The organism is Candidatus Photobacterium acropomis (assembly GCF_030685555.1).
Lineage (GTDB): Bacteria > Pseudomonadota > Gammaproteobacteria > Enterobacterales > Vibrionaceae > Photobacterium > Photobacterium lucens.
Window position 1 is genome coordinate 1 of sequence record NZ_CP131607.1, and the last position, 15998, is coordinate 15998.

18 protein-coding genes are annotated in these 15998 nt (G+C 40.2%); 11 read left to right on the forward strand and 7 right to left on the reverse strand.

Features of this window, described 5'->3' with window-relative positions:
- Positions 1-387: 387 nt before the first annotated feature.
- Complete coding sequence (locus Q7657_RS00005) at positions 388-693, forward strand: hypothetical protein (RefSeq protein ID WP_107167494.1); 306 nt, start codon at positions 388-390, stop codon at positions 691-693.
- Positions 690-1016: a hypothetical protein gene (locus Q7657_RS00010; protein ID WP_219908801.1), complete on the forward strand. Its 327-nt coding sequence runs from the start codon at positions 690-692 to the stop codon at positions 1014-1016. The genes Q7657_RS00005 and Q7657_RS00010 overlap by 4 nt, the downstream gene beginning before the upstream one ends.
- Before the next feature lie 49 nt (positions 1017-1065).
- On the opposite strand, the gene Q7657_RS00015 is transcribed toward Q7657_RS00010, so the two are convergent.
- A complete protein-coding gene (locus tag Q7657_RS00015; protein WP_107167495.1) occupies positions 1066-1506 on the reverse strand; it encodes a hypothetical protein in 441 nt (146 codons plus the stop codon).
- 1049 nt (positions 1507-2555) lie between these two features.
- Entirely contained in the window at positions 2556-2867 is a 312-nt protein-coding gene (locus tag Q7657_RS00020; RefSeq protein WP_107167496.1) for a helix-turn-helix transcriptional regulator, read from the reverse strand.
- A 194-nt stretch (positions 2868-3061) separates the two neighbouring features.
- Here Q7657_RS00020 and Q7657_RS00025 point away from each other — a divergent pair, with 194 nt between their 5' ends.
- From Q7657_RS00025 to Q7657_RS00040, 4 genes are all read left to right on the forward strand, one after another.
- Complete coding sequence (locus Q7657_RS00025) at positions 3062-4798, forward strand: ATP-dependent nuclease (RefSeq protein WP_107167497.1); 1737 nt, start codon at positions 3062-3064, stop codon at positions 4796-4798.
- A gap of 246 nt (positions 4799-5044) precedes the next feature.
- Entirely contained in the window at positions 5045-5641 is a 597-nt protein-coding gene (locus Q7657_RS00030; protein WP_107167498.1) for a recombinase family protein, read from the forward strand.
- Positions 5642-5716: 75 nt separating this feature from the next.
- Entirely contained in the window at positions 5717-7075 is a 1359-nt protein-coding gene (locus tag Q7657_RS00035; RefSeq protein WP_107167499.1) for an AAA family ATPase, read from the forward strand.
- Positions 7065-7667: a hypothetical protein gene (locus Q7657_RS00040; RefSeq protein WP_107167500.1), complete on the forward strand. Its 603-nt coding sequence runs from the start codon at positions 7065-7067 to the stop codon at positions 7665-7667. The genes Q7657_RS00035 and Q7657_RS00040 overlap by 11 nt, the downstream gene beginning before the upstream one ends.
- 35 nt (positions 7668-7702) lie before the next feature.
- On the opposite strand, the gene Q7657_RS00045 is transcribed toward Q7657_RS00040, so the two are convergent.
- The 4 genes from Q7657_RS00045 to Q7657_RS00060 are packed head-to-tail and all read right to left on the reverse strand — an operon-like array spanning position 7703 to position 10297.
- A complete protein-coding gene (locus tag Q7657_RS00045) occupies positions 7703-8236 on the reverse strand; it encodes a pilus assembly FimT family protein (RefSeq protein ID WP_107167501.1) in 534 nt (177 codons plus the stop codon).
- Between the two features lie 60 nt (positions 8237-8296).
- Positions 8297-8815 carry a metal-dependent hydrolase gene (locus tag Q7657_RS00050; protein WP_107167502.1) on the reverse strand — a complete coding sequence of 173 codons (519 nt, stop codon included), beginning with the start codon at positions 8813-8815 and terminating at the stop codon, positions 8297-8299.
- Positions 8812-9585 (reverse strand): hypothetical protein, encoded by a 774-nt coding sequence (locus Q7657_RS00055; protein ID WP_107167503.1) that lies wholly within the window; start codon positions 9583-9585, stop codon positions 8812-8814. Before Q7657_RS00055 ends, Q7657_RS00050 begins: the two co-directional genes overlap by 4 nt.
- The gene (locus tag Q7657_RS00060) at positions 9575-10297 is read right to left on the reverse strand and encodes a hypothetical protein (protein ID WP_107167504.1); all 723 of its coding nucleotides are present in this window, start codon (positions 10295-10297) and stop codon (positions 9575-9577) included. The genes Q7657_RS00055 and Q7657_RS00060 overlap by 11 nt, the downstream gene beginning before the upstream one ends.
- Positions 10298-11458: 1161 nt before the next feature.
- Between Q7657_RS00060 and Q7657_RS00065 the strand changes: the two genes are divergently transcribed.
- The 5 genes from Q7657_RS00065 to Q7657_RS00085 all read left to right on the forward strand — a co-directional run bounded on the left by Q7657_RS00065 (position 11459) and on the right by Q7657_RS00085 (position 15107).
- Positions 11459-12100 carry an AAA family ATPase gene (locus Q7657_RS00065; protein WP_107167505.1) on the forward strand — a complete coding sequence of 214 codons (642 nt, stop codon included), beginning with the start codon at positions 11459-11461 and terminating at the stop codon, positions 12098-12100.
- Positions 12093-12383, forward strand: a complete 291-nt coding sequence (locus tag Q7657_RS00070) for a hypothetical protein (protein WP_008989868.1) — start codon at positions 12093-12095, stop codon at positions 12381-12383. The genes Q7657_RS00065 and Q7657_RS00070 overlap by 8 nt, the downstream gene beginning before the upstream one ends.
- Positions 12384-12639: 256 nt before the next feature.
- Entirely contained in the window at positions 12640-13521 is an 882-nt protein-coding gene (locus Q7657_RS00075; RefSeq protein ID WP_008989869.1) for a RepB family plasmid replication initiator protein, read from the forward strand.
- A 356-nt stretch (positions 13522-13877) separates the two neighbouring features.
- The gene (locus Q7657_RS00080) at positions 13878-14468 is read left to right on the forward strand and encodes a recombinase family protein (protein WP_107167491.1); all 591 of its coding nucleotides are present in this window, start codon (positions 13878-13880) and stop codon (positions 14466-14468) included.
- Positions 14469-14477: 9 nt separating this feature from the next.
- Entirely contained in the window at positions 14478-15107 is a 630-nt protein-coding gene (locus tag Q7657_RS00085) for a hypothetical protein (protein ID WP_107167492.1), read from the forward strand.
- Between the two features lie 67 nt (positions 15108-15174).
- Here Q7657_RS00085 and Q7657_RS00090 read toward each other — a convergent pair whose 3' ends face one another.
- Positions 15175-15936, reverse strand: coding sequence for an endonuclease (locus Q7657_RS00090; protein WP_107167493.1), 762 nt, complete (start codon positions 15934-15936; stop codon positions 15175-15177).
- Between the last annotated feature and the right edge of the window lie 62 nt (positions 15937-15998).

Sequence of the window (15998 nt, forward strand, 5' to 3'; positions counted from 1 at the left end):
AACGTAAGTTATGTAACTAATTGTGTAGCGATTCCTGCTCTATTTCACACCTTTCCCCTGCGGTCGTTCCGCCCTTGTATCAAGGGTTCAACCAAGCCAAAACAACACTTCGCAAATGTCTTGGCCCGTTCGGGTAACAATCAGGGCTAAAGGTCAAAAGCTTTCGTTTGCTGTGCCAAGTGTCGCTAAGGTGGGTGCCGTTTCCATGTGCTTTTTGTTTTCTCCTTATTGTTCTCATCGCTTTTTCACGGGTTGTAACGTTGCACAGCAGAACCTCTAAAACAAGGGTGAAATACACGCTACGCGCCCTTGCTTTAAAGAACCTGCAGTGCCTCGAAAAACGTTAGGCGAAAACGGCGATGAGAACCATTCATAAGGAGAAAAGCGATGGCACATTCCAACTCACACTCACCAAGCTCCACTAAGGCACATCAACCGAGCAGCGTATCACCGCTGCACCACTCAGGCTCTACAACGATGAGTGACAGATCCCGCGATTACCTCATTGATAAACGTTTGCATCAACTCTATACCCGGCTACGAGAATGTAACCCTAGCGTGTTGGAGATGGTGAATGCGCTTAACTTTGTACTTAAGCAATACCCAGCATTAGGGCCAGTGATTGGTACTTGTCACGATCTGGAATGTTTTATTGAAGCGGTAGAAAGTTACGAGCAGGAGGGGGCGCTATGAGTGAGCCGTATTATATGGCAATAGCCAAAACCATTTTAAGCCAGCTCGGCGGTAACCGTTTTATTACCATGACCGGCGCAAAACATTTTGTCGGCCTCACCGAACCTGGGCTGCAATTTGATTTACCTAGCGATACGGGGGCAATCAATAAAGTGACACGGTTACGGGTAATTTTGGATCCGTGTGATACCTACACGGTGATCAGCTTTCGTAAAAAGCGAGGTCAGCTGGAATACATCGAAGTCACACGCCAATCGGGGATTTACTGCGACATGTTAGAGAATGCTTTCACAGAAATGACGGGGTTGTATACGTCGTTGTAAGTGGTGATAGGTGTTAAAAAGCCCTGCATAGCAGGGCTTTTTATTTTTGTTAAGAGGCTATAATAGTCAAGATAATAATTGTGGCGATAACCGTATAAAATATAATAGACCATATTTTATCATCTTGTTTTTCTTGCTCTTCAAGTCTTGCTTGTTCTTCGAGTCTTGCTTGTTCTTCAAGTCTTACTTGTTCTTCAAGTCTTGCTTGTTCTTTAAGTCTTGCTTGTTCTTTAAGTCTTGCTTGTTCTTTAAGTCTTGCTTGTTCTTCAAGCCTTGTTTGTTCTTCAAGTATTGTTTGTTCATCAATAATATATTGGAAGCGTAACGCTATATATAACGCTTTAGCTTTTTGTTCATCATATTCTGTTTCAGATAGGGCTTGTACCCATAAACCATTAAGTTTGTAATTATTTTTTAACTCATCACTTATTTGTTGGTATAAGCGTTCGTCATTTAACCTTTTATATGCGTTTTTACTACTAATGGTCATCTGTTTAATTCATAGTTATATAAATTAGCCATTTATAAATTAGTTTATAAAAAATAAAAAATATAAACTGTTACAACACGTTTCGTATTTTGTTGATATTAATTTATCAGGTTAGTTAATCTTGAATATCGCTTTACCTGCGAGGCCCTGAAATATGGGCTTTATTTGATGGATTTGTCACTTGTGGACACTCCGAGGATAAGGCCCGCCAGCGAGACGCGACATTCATTTCAAACCACGCCCTTATACCATCACGTTAAAACGCCTTCGTGTGAAAAGCCGCAATGCAAGCATCGCTCACACCAAGGCAACGTCATGGTGTTGTCGGGGCGGTTTTCCATTCATTCTGCCGCTGGCTAGCTTAGGAGCTTGCTTCCAACCCCTATCCCCAATCTTGGGGAAGTTTACGCTTCGCGCAAACAAGAGCCTGTCGCACCGTAATGGCTCACGCTCTTAGGTTTAACGGCATAGGTTTGTGATTCGCCATTACCGTGCGTTTGGGTTTCGTGGGTGCTGGCGCTTCATAATTACGGCTGTTTGTTCCTCGTCCCTCGGTAACAAAGCAGCCTTAACATAATGGTTTTTATGCGAAATGTTACGTGCCTAACCCCAGCAAGCTGGCGGGCACTGGGCACAACGCATAAAACGGCAATTATGTTAAATTTTCCGCGCTCAGTTTGGCATCGGTGATCGCTTTAGCCACAAGCGAACATCAAAAGCAAAGGCGCAGCGTGGCTGCACCCTAGCAGGCGTTGCCTGCAAACATTCACGTCAGTTCGGTGGCATTTTGCTTTTTGTGATCGTTGGTCGTCTGCAGTGTTGGCCTTGCGGGCCAATTATCTCGCGCTTCGCACATCGACTCCCACAACCTCCCCCGCCCGCCCAGGGTATCCCGCTCAGAGCCAACAAAAGGTGTCTACGTCTTTGGCTTTACCTATCTGGTTACAGGCTTTATTTACTGGGGTTATCGGGCGGTCTACGGGGGGCTTGTCGTTGTGGTAAAGCAAGATCAAAAGCGATAAAAAAGCCTGCTAGCGCAGGCTTTTTTATCATGATTCGTTCATCACTTCGTTCGAGATGATCGGTATTTGTTTGGTGTACCGTTGTTGAAGTTCTGCAAATAACTCCATGGTATTAAACCCATCTAATGAGGGGCGTTCTCCTGCAAAGTAGGCAACACTTTTATTAAAAAGCGATGATATTGCTAAGAGTGTATCTAGTCGTGGCAGTGTTTTTCCGTACTCTAAATCTAAGTAGGTTTGCCTTGCTACCTTTAAGTGTTTAGCAGCATCGACTTGCGTCATACCGTGTTCTTCACGGTTTTGCTTTAGTAGTAAGTGAAATTCGTTAGTGTTGTTCATTGCTTTTATTTTTCTATACGACGTAGGGCTGGATTGTATAGATAAACGTCAAGTTGGGAAGTAGAGAAAAGTGATTTTTTGTTATGGCAGAAATGCCTTGTAATATATTTAGCTGACTATGTGATAAGTACATGCATTTTTACACCTTATTTAATATTAATATACTACTAATTTAATATTGGTTGTGGTGTTTTATGAGACTTAAGAAACTAAAAATAAAGAACTTTCGTGGGATTGGCACTGGTGCTGATGGTGACGGTGTTGAGGTTGAATTTGATAGTAATAATATCATTTTTATTTGTGGTGAAAACAATGCAGGAAAGTCCACAATCCTTGAAGCTTACGACATGTTGGTCACTGCTAGTAGAAAAGCAAAGCTAAATGACTTCCATGGGAAAGATATATCTAAGCCGATTGAAATTGAGGCATGGGTACAAGCGGAAACAGAAGTAGATAGGGAGCACAAAGCTTTAACAAAATTGTGGGATGAAGAGGGGATCGCAAAAGTTAGAAAAAAATGGCTTTCTGAGGATGCTGTCGGAAGTAAAGAAACAAAAGATCCATTAAAGGAATGGAGTAACGGCGGTGCTGGCGGGATGGATACCTTATTGCAAAATGCCTGTCCAACGCCTGTTTGGATAAGAGGCAGCACCGCTCCTGAAGAAATATTAGCTTTGTTGCAAAGTCTAGTCCAAGAAACAATTTTAAAATCTCTATCAAGCGAACCTGTTTATTTAGAGGCTATTAAAGCTGTTGAAAAGCTTGAGAAAGAAATAACTGATAGTAAATATTCTCAGCAAATACAGCAAAATCTAAACTTAGCTTTATCCGAAGTATTTCCGTCATTGAAATTTTTGTTGGGGAGTGAGGGTAATACTAACATCTCTGAACTATTTAAAAAAAGTACAGTAGTCAGCATCGGCCAAGACGGTAAACCAGAGATGGACTTTATGACTCATGGTCATGGAGTACGACGACAGTTCATTATCAGTGCACTTAGGGGACTAGCAAAGCAGCTAGAAGAAATTAAGAAGACAGCTAAACAGCGAAAAGCGCATAATTTTGAGTTTGATCGTGGCACAAACAAGGATCAAGAACATATAGCAGTAAAGTCTAGGATTCTGCTCATAGAAGAACCTGAACTTTATCTGCATCCTGAAGCTATCCGCTGTATTAGAGATCTGATTTATACATTAGGTAATGACTCTGAATTCCAAATTTTAGCAGCAACGCATGCGCCTATAATGGTAGATCTTTCTAAGCCTCATACTACTTTAGTTAGAGCATGTGTGAATAAAGATCAAATTAATGAGTTACATCAGGTTTCTCATGACTTATTCACACCAGATGAAAGAGATTGCATAAAAATGCTCAACTACTTTAATCCCCATGTGTGTGAGGCATTTTTTAACGATAAAGTAGTTCTAGTTGAAGGTGATACCGAAGCTGTGGCGATAAGAGCTCTTATGGCAAGGATGGTTGCTTCAGGGTTGGCTAATAAGTCCGTGCACGTAGTGAACTGTGGTACAAAAAACAATATACCGTTTTTTCAGAAAATTCTTACACACTTCAAAATTCCTCATTGGGTACTACACGATGTAGATTCTAAAACAGATAAGAATGGGGGTAAGAATAGTGCATGGACACTGAATGAAAAAATTTGGGAAGCGATAATACGTGCTAAAAGTGAAAATGTAGATGCTACTAGATTTACATTTGAATCTGAATTTGAGACAGGCAACGGATATAAATATAACAAACAATTAGGAAAACCATACAGTGCTTTCCTTGAATGTCAAAACTGGGAGTTGGATGACCTTACTAAACAGTCCATCAAATACCTACGTTTTATCCTTGGCATAGACTCAATTGATGGAGAATTGCATTGCCAAGACTATCTAGAAACGCTTGTAGAGACGAGAGCTAATTAAGCTTTTTAAGCCGCTATTCAGCGGCTTAAATTTTATTAATTATCTCTTAAAATAAAATGCTACAAGTGGCTAATCACTGCGTTTTGTATTGCGGTTTTTGGGTGAAAAGCAGTTAGGTCTCTTTTACTTATACCCTAACGAAACTACTTCCCACAGCCTCTCAACCCTTACCGCTTCATTTGCGAAACCACTTATACTAAACTTATTTGAGAAACTAACTTAAATTAAACCAGTTTAGGGAAAACCATGCTGATCCGTGCTTACCTTCGTGCCTCAACTACCGAGCAAGATGCCCAACGAGCAAAAGAAGAACTCAAAGCCTTTGGCGCCAAATTTGGTAGTCGTATTGCTGGCTACTACATCGAAAACCAATCCGGTACCAAATTGGAACGTCCAGAACTCAACAAACTGATCGACGATAGCGAAGCCGGTGATGTGTTACTGATTGAAAAGATGGATCGTCTTACTCGTTTACCTTGGTTGGAATGGAAAACCTTAAAAGCCCGTATCATGGAAAAAGGCTTGGTGATTGTGGTGGTAGATCAGCCTATGACTCATGCGGTGTTCAGTGCGGGGGAGAAAAATAGCATTACCTTGGCCTTAACTGAGTTTATGTTGGATTTGGGTGCAGCGATGGCCCGTGATGATTACGAAACTCGCCATAAACGACAAGCGCAAGGTATTGCGAAAGCCAAAGCGGAAGGTAAGTACCGTGGGCGCCGTGTGAATGAGTCATTGCATCAAGATATACGAGATCAGTTAAGCCTTGGGCGTAGTTACTCAGAGATACAGGAGAAGTTAGGGTGTAGCAGGGCGACAATAGCGAGGGTGGTGAAAAAGTAATAAAAATTTTATATTTTGCTCATTTAATTAATTTGTCGTAAATTACTAATAGTATTAATTTTTTAGGATCGAAAAGTGCTTGAGTTTAAGGTTGAAAATCTTGGTAAGATTAAAGATGCAACATTCAAGATAAATAAATTTACCGTAATTACTGGTCAAAATGGCACAGGTAAAAGTTTTTTTACTAAGTCATTATATTCAATATTTAGTTCAATTGAGAACTATTCAGTAAAGAAATATATTTATAACAGTTTAAATGAATTTAAAAATATTTCTTTATTCCAAAAGAAAATTTTAGAAAAAACTGAAGGGTTTATTTCTAATCCTAATTTAGTTCGTGATTTTGATAGTTTAATTAGTAGTGTTGAAGATGTTCAAAAAACATTAGATATTGAATGTGAACTAGAATTTGAATTGGAAAATAATGATATTACCATTTTAAGAGAACACCTATTACTACTAAATCATAACTTTAAAGAAAAATTTAATGATATAAAGGAATTAAGTAATAATTACTATGATTATGCTGAAAACTATTTCCCATTCTTATTGCTTCTGTGTGATGGTTTAGATAGTACGTATAATGCTATTCTTAGTGATAAAATTAAAGATGAACTTCGTGAAAACTTTCAAATTCAAAATGTAAGTGAATTAATTCATTATGAATCCAAGGAAGTTAGTTTATCATGTGATGAATTATTTAAAATATCTATTGATGAAGATGATAACGTTCGTGTGGCTTTAGGAAAAGAGGCGATTGATTTCTTTAGGAAAAAACCTAAATCAGTTTTCTTTGAATCACCTGCATATTGGCGTGTTAGAGATGCATTAATTGAAGCCAAAATGAAGTCTGGTAACAATTACCTTTCTGGTGTTCCAAAGTATTTCTTTGATCTTGATTCATCATTAAAGCTAAAAAGTAAAGAAGTCACACTTTATCCAGATGTTTATAATGAGATAAAAAGTGAGTTAAATGGTGAATTTAAAATTGAAAATAATGAATTAAGTTTTATTGAAGGGGATAGCAATAAAATATCAAAAAACTTAGTTTCATTTGGTATGACAAACATTGGTATGTTGAACACTTTAATTGCAAATAATGTCGTTAATGAAGGAAGTTATATCTTTATTGATGAGCCTGAGACAAACCTTCACCCTGATTGGCAAGTATTAATGATTAAATCATTAATTAAACTTTCAGAGTTTGGCGTAAATGTAATTATTAATACTCATAGTATTGAAATATTGAAGTATATTGAAGTGTATTTCAAAAAGTTTGTTGATAAAAATATTGATGATTTGTTATCAGTTAATTTTATTGATAATGATGGAACAATGCTTGAATTTGATTCTTCATGCCCTTATGAACAAGTAAAAGAAGCCAGGGCAACATTATCATCATCATATTTCGAACTTTATATGGATGACAAATGAAATTATTGCTTTTGGGTATAAATTGATGCAAATAAATTTAGAAGATTTCATGGGTGAAATTTCTCATGCTAGAGGAAAGGATCGAGAGTTTGAAAAAGCAGGTTTTCATGCTATTAAGCTAGATGACAATGATGGAATATCTGTGGCGTTAGGATTCACTAATAATATGTTAAATAAAGGTGATTATCTTCATATTGATGATGATAAATTTATCATTATTGAGGCTAGTGATTTAAGAGATCAAAGTGAGTGCTATTTTTCATTAGTAAAAGAAAAAACTGAAAAATTAAAGAAAGAAAAAGATTTAAAAAAATTACCTAAAAATTTATCTAAAAATATAGAGAAAGAGTGCTTTTCTCCAATAAGAGCTGAGTTATCCCAGAAATGGAGTGGTTCTATTGCTACTATAGAAAGACTATGTCGAAGAAATAGATTAGATATTGAGCCAGATTATACCTATTTAGTTATTTGTAAGAATGACACTGAAGCAAGAATAATGGATCTTATAAAACATAAGATGCAAGGTACAATAAAAAATATAAATGTTATAAAAACAGATGATGTTAATAAAGTTTTTAGAAATGATGCTTAACATCAAAAAGCCGCTCTTTAGCGGCTTTTTTCATATCAACACGCCTCAGCCCCATACCATTCCCCACCCTCACCACATTCATAGAGTCGGCCCATCCAGCTCATTTGCATGGTTAGGGCTTTGCCGCTTTCTTTCTCGAACGTGATCCAATCTATGGGTAGTGTGCTGTTGTTAAAATCAGGCTGTCCATTCATCTTATCTATTCGGATTGTTGCGTAGTTATCGTCACGTTGGATGTTCAGCCCTGTCATTTGGCTACCGTCGACTTTGTATAAAACATTGCTGTGATCACAATCGGTAATGGTGGCATCGGTGGTGGCAATTAGGCACCAATTATCGGTGAGGGTTTTGGTGCTGGTTAAACCTATGGTGTGAAGGTACACATCGGTGCCGCGCATCACGGCTTCAGATTTAGCAGCAACGATCAGACCACGTAGCTCGGTAGAGGTACGCTTCATTGTGTTGCTGGCAAATAAGTTGTTAAAGCTCGGGGCAGCCATGGTGATGATGATGCTCAATACACTAATGGTGATGATTAATTCGAGTAAGGTTAATCCTTTATTTTTCATAGTATTAAATCCTTTTTACGTAACTTATGTAACTTGCATAAGTTAAATAAGTTATGTAACTTAAATCAGTCTAAAGCGGTTGGCTTTCCACTCGGCTGCATCTATTAAACCTTGGTTGTAATAACTGCCCCAATCGAAGAAGAACGGGCTAAAACTGCCACTGCCTGTGATATGGCTAACCCCAATACAAGCGATAATTACCGCAGCAGAAATAGCGTATTCAATCGGATCGCCGGTACGAAATCGCCCACCAAATAAGTGAAATCGTCTATCGCTGTAAGGGGAAAACGGCACTCCGCTTACTGTCATGGCATCGGTTAAAATGTGGCTGACGCCTCCCCATGCAAAGGCCATTAACAGGCCGTGATAATCCCAAACAAAGGTGAAGGTGATCGCGGCTATTAGCCAATGGGTGAAGATGTGTGTCGGTCCTCGGTGTTTAACGGGCTTACCCAAAGCTTTAGAAACATATTCCATCCAATCGGGGGCGGTAGCTCCTGCCACACAGGCTGCGACGTGTGGGGGCGATACCACAGCACACAGTGCCCCTGCGATTAAGGTGTGGTTGAGCCATTTCATTGGCTGTTACCTTGTTTATTGCTTTTGGCTGGCGGTAGGTAGGCGACTTTTTTAAGGTACTGGTTTACTTGTTCACTGGTGCCGTTGTCACACATCGAGATCAGTGCAAGGCGGTTTTCTATTACTTGGGCTTCGTGCTTTAAAATGTCACGTTGTGCTGCGGCCACTTTCTCTAAAAATCCCACTTGTTCGGTAATGTTGGCCAAACCTTGTTTTACCCGTGCTTGGGATCGGGCTTCCATTGCCAGGTATAACCCCATTTCACGGTAGGCGTAGTTACGGTTCGCTAAGGCTTGAACAAAATCAGCCACCTGTTTGGCAGTGGCGACACGACGTTTATGCTCCCATTCTCTTTCACGGGATTGTTCGGTAGTGGAATAGAGCGGCATTTCCCCAACAATGCCAATGTAGTGATCGGTTATGTCAGGCCAATCGCTGGGATCATATTGGTCGACGCTGCTGCGCATACCTGCCACAAGGTTTACGTCTATTTTGAATTTGGTTTTTTCGGGGTAACAGCGGGTAATTACGTGGTAAATGGTATCGGGATCGACCTTGGGCGCCCCTTGTATTGCTGGAATCGCGCTATGAAAATCAGGGCTCTCGCCTTTTAAGGTTGGTAGCTCGAACGGTTGAATATTCGGGGCTTGTTCGCTCGGTTGTTGCCAAGGTAAGTCGATAGGCCATGCGCTTTCTTCTGTCCCCTCATCTGCTTTTAAGGAAAGGTGTGTGAGCAATAAAGTGGCAGTGGTAATGGCTCTAATCTGCACGGGTAGATCTCCTTCCGCTACCTAACATTTGTAATCCACCTATCACGGCACCCGCTTCCCATGCGCCAGCAACCACACACATGGCAACTAAAAACCAGATCAGGGCTTTGGTGGTGTCGTAACTCACATCACTTTCAAGGTTGGTACGTTGCGGATCGCGACGTTCGACAATCGGGCGAATGGAGGCTGGCAAACGGCCTTCTTCACTGGCCGTCATGATCCATAACTTGGCAGAGATAAGGCACTTTCTGGCTATTTGGGCTTTACGGCCTGTTAGCTTGTGGGCGTCATCAATGAATAGCATGGCTTGGGTTTCAAGCAGGTATTCAGCCAGCAGCTCGGCTTTTAACTGCAAGTTGAGTTTGTGCCATGGTGTGGGCCTTTCTTCTTCGGTTTCGCGTTCGCTGTACCATTTGTCGATCCCTTTCACTTCAATCCAGCTAGAGAGCGGCATTAATCCTTCAAGCACTACGGGCTGGGCTTTCTTGCCCCAAATCTCATTACGGTTGTCTTTAAGGCGCAGTAACCAGCGGCTTTTCCCTGAGTCGTGAGCCCCTGTGATCAACTGACACTCTTTGCGGCGAATGCAGGTTTCTTGTCTGCGGTGGCTTGGGGCAAACTTGCGTGGTGCATCGACGATCAGTGGTGTGATGTACCGGCTACCGTCTTTACGCTGGCGTTTGCTGTCAGTGCGCAGTTTGAGAAATCGCATTATTCCCCCCGAAATAAAAACTCAGCTTAACGTATGCATTTTGCAAAAAACGAAGGCGCAGTGCGGCTTTCGGTGTGCTTCAACCTGTGCTGCAACTGTGCCGTTTGTCAGCGGAAAATTCGGGGAAAAAACGCAAACTTAGCGTTCGGAGAACCGCAGTTTTTTCCGAACGCTTGCGAAGCGAAGCGGAGCAACATAAGGGGTAAACAATTTTATGATGTGTAGTAGTGTTCTGATGAAAAAGATTGTTCGAAAATAACGGTCGTTTATTTCGTACAGGTAATAGTAATCATTAGACGGGGGCTGGGTGATGCCATACCTATGCGTTAGCATCAATCAAAAACCGTTCCATCTTCTGAGTGCTTTTAAGCGTGTTGGCTATTCAATGTAATGCGTTATCAGGTGCGATTGTTCTGCGACAGATTAGTTTGGGCTGGGCATAGTCGCACGGTTCGCCAGTACCGCTGCAGATCGGGGCGTTACTCCCTTTCATTTCTTGGTTGGTTTGTGTGTGTCGAATGACATCAATCAGACCTAACAACCAAGCATCTAAAATAATTGGTAATGTGTGATCACCCATTACGCCATACCTGTTTATCACAGCACTTAACTGCACCATAAATGCTGTACGTCCCCGTCAAGACGGCATTACGTTGTCACGTATTCCATTACTTTTTATTGTGCTGAAAACCAATAACCACCCATTTATTTAATGTCGCTGGCGTAGTGTTCCCCGCAACGACAAAGGCTGAATACGTTACCTTATTTTTTGTGATGAGCATCGTAGAGGACGAGTTGATACGACTGCATCAAAGCAGCATAATGAAGGGGATTGTTCACTTCCCTATGTATTCCTTTTGCACTGCGCCAACAGTGACAAAGGTTATCGACCGTCCTTATCGCTCTGCGTTAATGGCTCCTTTCGCTATAAACAAGCCAATCACATTACAAAATAAAAACAGTCACTTATGTTACGTTTTGAGATAGCGCGATCAGTGTATTTGTTGCAATGTAAAACGTATTTTATGAGTTACAGGGTAATGATGTTTCTCTCGTACAATCTAACGCACTATAACTTCAATTCTTGCATTTATTTAACTTGCATAAGTTACGTAAGTTATTACACTTACCAAAGTTACTTAATTTACGTAAGGGAAGATGATGGGAAAGATTATTTTGCTTGGTAGCCAAAAGGGCGGCTGTGGTAAGTCCACCTTAGCGGTAAACGTGGCTGGTTGGTTAGTGAATCAAGGTCATAATGTGATTTTGGTTGATGCCGATCCTCAAGGCTCTGCCGTTCGTTGGGCGCAAGATCGCCAGGAGCAAGAAACCCTAAAACATATCCCTCACGTACAAGCGTCAGGCAACATTAACCAAACCTTGAAAGATTTGGCAGTCCATTACGATTACGTGGTTGCCGATACTGCAGGACGTGATAGCCGTGAACTTCGTACCGGTATGGTGATTGCCGATGTGCTGCTTTCTCCTTCTCGTCCATCGCAATATGATCTAGACACTTTGCCACACCTCACCGATGTGTTCTTACAAGCACAAGACATTAATCCGAAACTAAAAGGTTACTTGGTGCTAAACATGTGTCCGACTAACCCTGTGATCAAAGAAGCGGATGACGCCAAAGAATACCTCTCTGATTTTCCAGAGTTCGGTATGGCCACAACACTTATTTATGATCGTAAAGCGTTCCGTGATTGTGTGGCAGAAGGTAAATCGGTATTTGAATGGAAAGATGCAAAAGCTAAAGCCGAGATCAGCGCATTAATGGAGGAGGTATTCCGTGGTTAAAAAACGTGAACGTGTGACTGAGCAAGAGAAAATTGATGCTTTTGCCAGTGGTGCTGAAATTAAAATCGTAACCAAAGAAACAACTTCTAAGCGTGAAAAGAAGTTTAAGCGTGTGACTTTCTCTCTAACTGAACATGAAGATCAGCTGGTTGATGAATTATCGCTGAAAGTACGTTCGTTCCGTTGCAATCGTTCACAAGTGGTAAAAGCTGCTTTGGCATTACTGGAAGCACAGGACGAAAAAACGCAAATTGCTCTGTTAGAAAAACAAAAAGAAAATTAATTTTTGCTTGTTCATTGAGTATGTGTGTTAACTCGAAGAGTTATCCACATATTCAGTGAATAGATCCAATATATAGATCCTATATAGATCCTATAAAGATCCCTGATCGCGCTAGCCCTTATGTACCAAGGGCTACAGAGGAGTGGGGTGTATTCTAATTGGGTTATGGGTGTATTCTAATTGGGTTGTGGGTGTATTCTAATTGGGTAAAGTGGTGTATTCTAATTGGGTTTGAATTTTAAGGTATGTGGACAATATGGCTCAGGATAAGACCCTTCTACCGCACACGGAAGTAGCACCGACACCAGAATTGCAGCTTGTATCAAGCACATCAACCAGTGTTCAGCCTAACGTATTGTTACGTACTGGTGTTTTCACGCCTGTTGGTCGTAAAGTTAACATCAATAGCGGTAACATGATGGATTTAACTTCTGATCTGGCTAACTTAGAGCTATGTCAGAAAGAAGGTTATGATTCTGTCACTGTTCGTGGCACTCGCCTTAATGTCGAAACCGATTTCAAAGTGTGGTGTGGCATTGTCTTAGCCTTTAGCAAATTAGGCTTATCATCTAACATCATCCGCCTCAAATTCAGTGAATTTGCCAAATACTGTGGCTACCCTAGCCGCCGTTTTGATAAAAACCTACGTCGTCAAATTGGGGAATCCTTAGAGCGTATCCAAAGCCAGAGCTTAACCTTTCGTCGTAAAGGGGCTGAAAAGGCCGTACACACTGGTATGTTGCTTAAGGCCAGTTATGACGGTGATGAAGATATTGTTGAGCTAATGGCTGATGAATCCCTATGGGATCTTTATCGTCTTGATTACCAAGTGTTAGTCAGTATGAAAGTGCTGTCTAAATTACCTCGCGCCGAAGTGGCACAGTGTTTATATCTGTACTTATTGGCCTTGCCTGAAAATCCTATTCCAGTGTCATTTACTCGCTTACGTGAGCGTTTACGTTTGGAAAGTTGCACTAAAGAAGCTAACCGTAAGATCAAAACAGGCTTAAAGAAATTAGAGTCTATTGGCTTTTTGAGTGGCTCTTTCATGACCAAGAACGGTGAGCAGTATTACTGCATTGACAAGCGTTCTAAGAAGCTGACCAATAATTTAGAAAAATCTATCCTAGATGATTAGGTGTACGCTGATTGGGTAAACAACCCAATTAGGACACACCATTGTGACGTATATCACTGTTTTATGGTGTGCGTTGATTGGGTATTGTCGTCTATCTTCCCTTGTTTTTCCTATTAACGGTGTACGCTGATTGGGTAAATAACCCAATTAGAATACACTTTGCTGCTTTTAAGGCTGGTATCGGGTGTGCGCTGATTGGGTAACTGGCCTATTCTGCGCTAATTCTGTCTTATGGGTGTACGCTGATTGGGTAAACAACCCAATTAGAATACACCATCGCAATTTTCTTCTTCCCTTGTGGTGCAATTTCTCCTGTTTGTTTAGCGTGATGTTTCTTGTCCAATCAAGGAATGATCATGGCTAACTACGCTTATTTGCGGGTATCAGGTGATACCCAAGACGTAAACAACCAGAAACATGGCATTTTAGAGTACTCAAACCGCCTAGGGCTGAGTAACTTGGTTTTTGTAGAGGATTGTGTGTCTGGGGCAAAAAAATGGCGTCAGCGGCGTTTAGGGGGCTTGTTAGAAGGGTTATCTGAAGGCGATGTGATCATTTTTGCTGAAGTAACCCGTATGGCACGTTCCACGCTGCAAGTATTAGAGATCTTAGAACTGTGTATGGAAAAGAAAATCAGCGTCCATATTGCTAAACAGAACATGCAGCTTGATGGTTCTATGCAAGCCAAAATTGTTGCCACCATCTTAGGGTTAGCCGGTGAAATAGAACGTGAGTTTATCCGAATGCGAACCAAAGAAGCGTTAGCGGCCCGTAAAGTTAAAGGGCAAATATTGGGGCGCCCGAAAGGACCTGCCAAACGCTTAAAGCTCGATGATAAACGCGAACAGATAGAAAAGTATCGGGCTATGGGGTTAGGAATTAGAGCTACTGCAAAGTTATTAGATGTTGCACCAAGTACATTGAGTGATTATTTAAAAAGGATTTAAAGGTTGTTTATGAGTTATATTTTTATTTTTAAGTTTGTTTCAGTTATTGCGACAACAATTTCTGTTTTATGTAGTTTTTATTTTTTCAGGCAACATAAGAGAACAAAAACAATAGATGACTTTAACGTGGCTAAATCTTTTCTTAATGATTTGGATACGTTGGAAAACGAATATGTAATTGCTAGAGGTTATCAGGCCATAATTGGTGATAATAAAGTTCATCCTGATATTGTTAAATATCTCTTAACTATTCCTAAATCGTTTGTTGTAATAGATGAGTATCGATTATCAAAGAAATTTTTTCGGGATATATCTGACTTTGATAGTGAAAGTTTCACTTTAGAGTATAAACGTAGATATAAAAATAAATATTCTCTTTTATTATATTATTTTTACCTGTCAATCATCGGGTTGATTGCTATTTTATACCTTGTTTCTTCTCTGTCATATTTTATTTTCCCTGAAAATTTTAAAGAATATTTAAATGATATTTATGGTTATGAGTTTATATGGATTGTATGGGTTTTATTTTTCTTTTCTAGTTGTTTTTTTGGTCGAGAATTTTATAAAGAAATTAAGGCTTATAGAAGTTCTAAAAAGTTATTGAAGCTACAGCTTGATTGGCGTGCTGGATTGTAAACAAAATCAACTTACACAACTTACACAACTTATGCAATTTATGCAACTTACGTAAGTTGTGTAACTATTAACTGCAGCGTTCTTCTAAGATAGAGTTCTTATTACCTTGTACTTTCTCAATCTTTTTTGATCGTTCACATTCCCACTTAGTGACAGGATATTGCTTATCCCAGGCTTCCATCAATTGACGTTGTTGGCGGCTCATTTTGTATTTTGGGTAAGCTGCTTCAAAGTACATATAAGTACGTGCAATCATACCTCTCGAACGTTCAGGTGGCTGCGCTTTCTTACCTTTAGAATCAATGATCATTTCACAGCTACCAAATGTGCGGTAACTGTTATTTGAGGTGTTAGCTAACATCCCAAAGTTATAATTTTGTCGTGTTGCATTAACGGCACCAACGGCTGGATATAAGTTGTATAGATCTGATTGCATCAAACGATACTCTTTATTCGCTTTTTCTGCACACTTACGGCCTTTAAAGTCCTTACCTTTTCTGTCTACACAGACTTCGTTACCTTCACGCCACTCGCTAAAAGCTCGTCCAAAGTTCTCGGCAGGAATGATATGTTCTGCTTCCCAGCGTTCGGTACGTTTCTTGTGTACTTCGGTTGTAAAACCTTTAGGTAATTCTATGTACTTATTTTTATTAAAAGAGGCTCCGCAATAAAGCGTTTCCATGTGATCTTTATTGGTATAAATATCTCTCTGCATGTGCTTCTTTGCTTTGCTGAAAGATTGAATAGTTGTATTCCCTTGGTAAGTATCGGCAACACTAAAAGTTGGAATTAGTGCTGCGGTAATAAGTACTAATTGTTTAATGGTCACAATGATCTCGTTGAGTCTTTAAGTGTATCGTTAATAACAATCGTAACTTATTTAAGTTATTT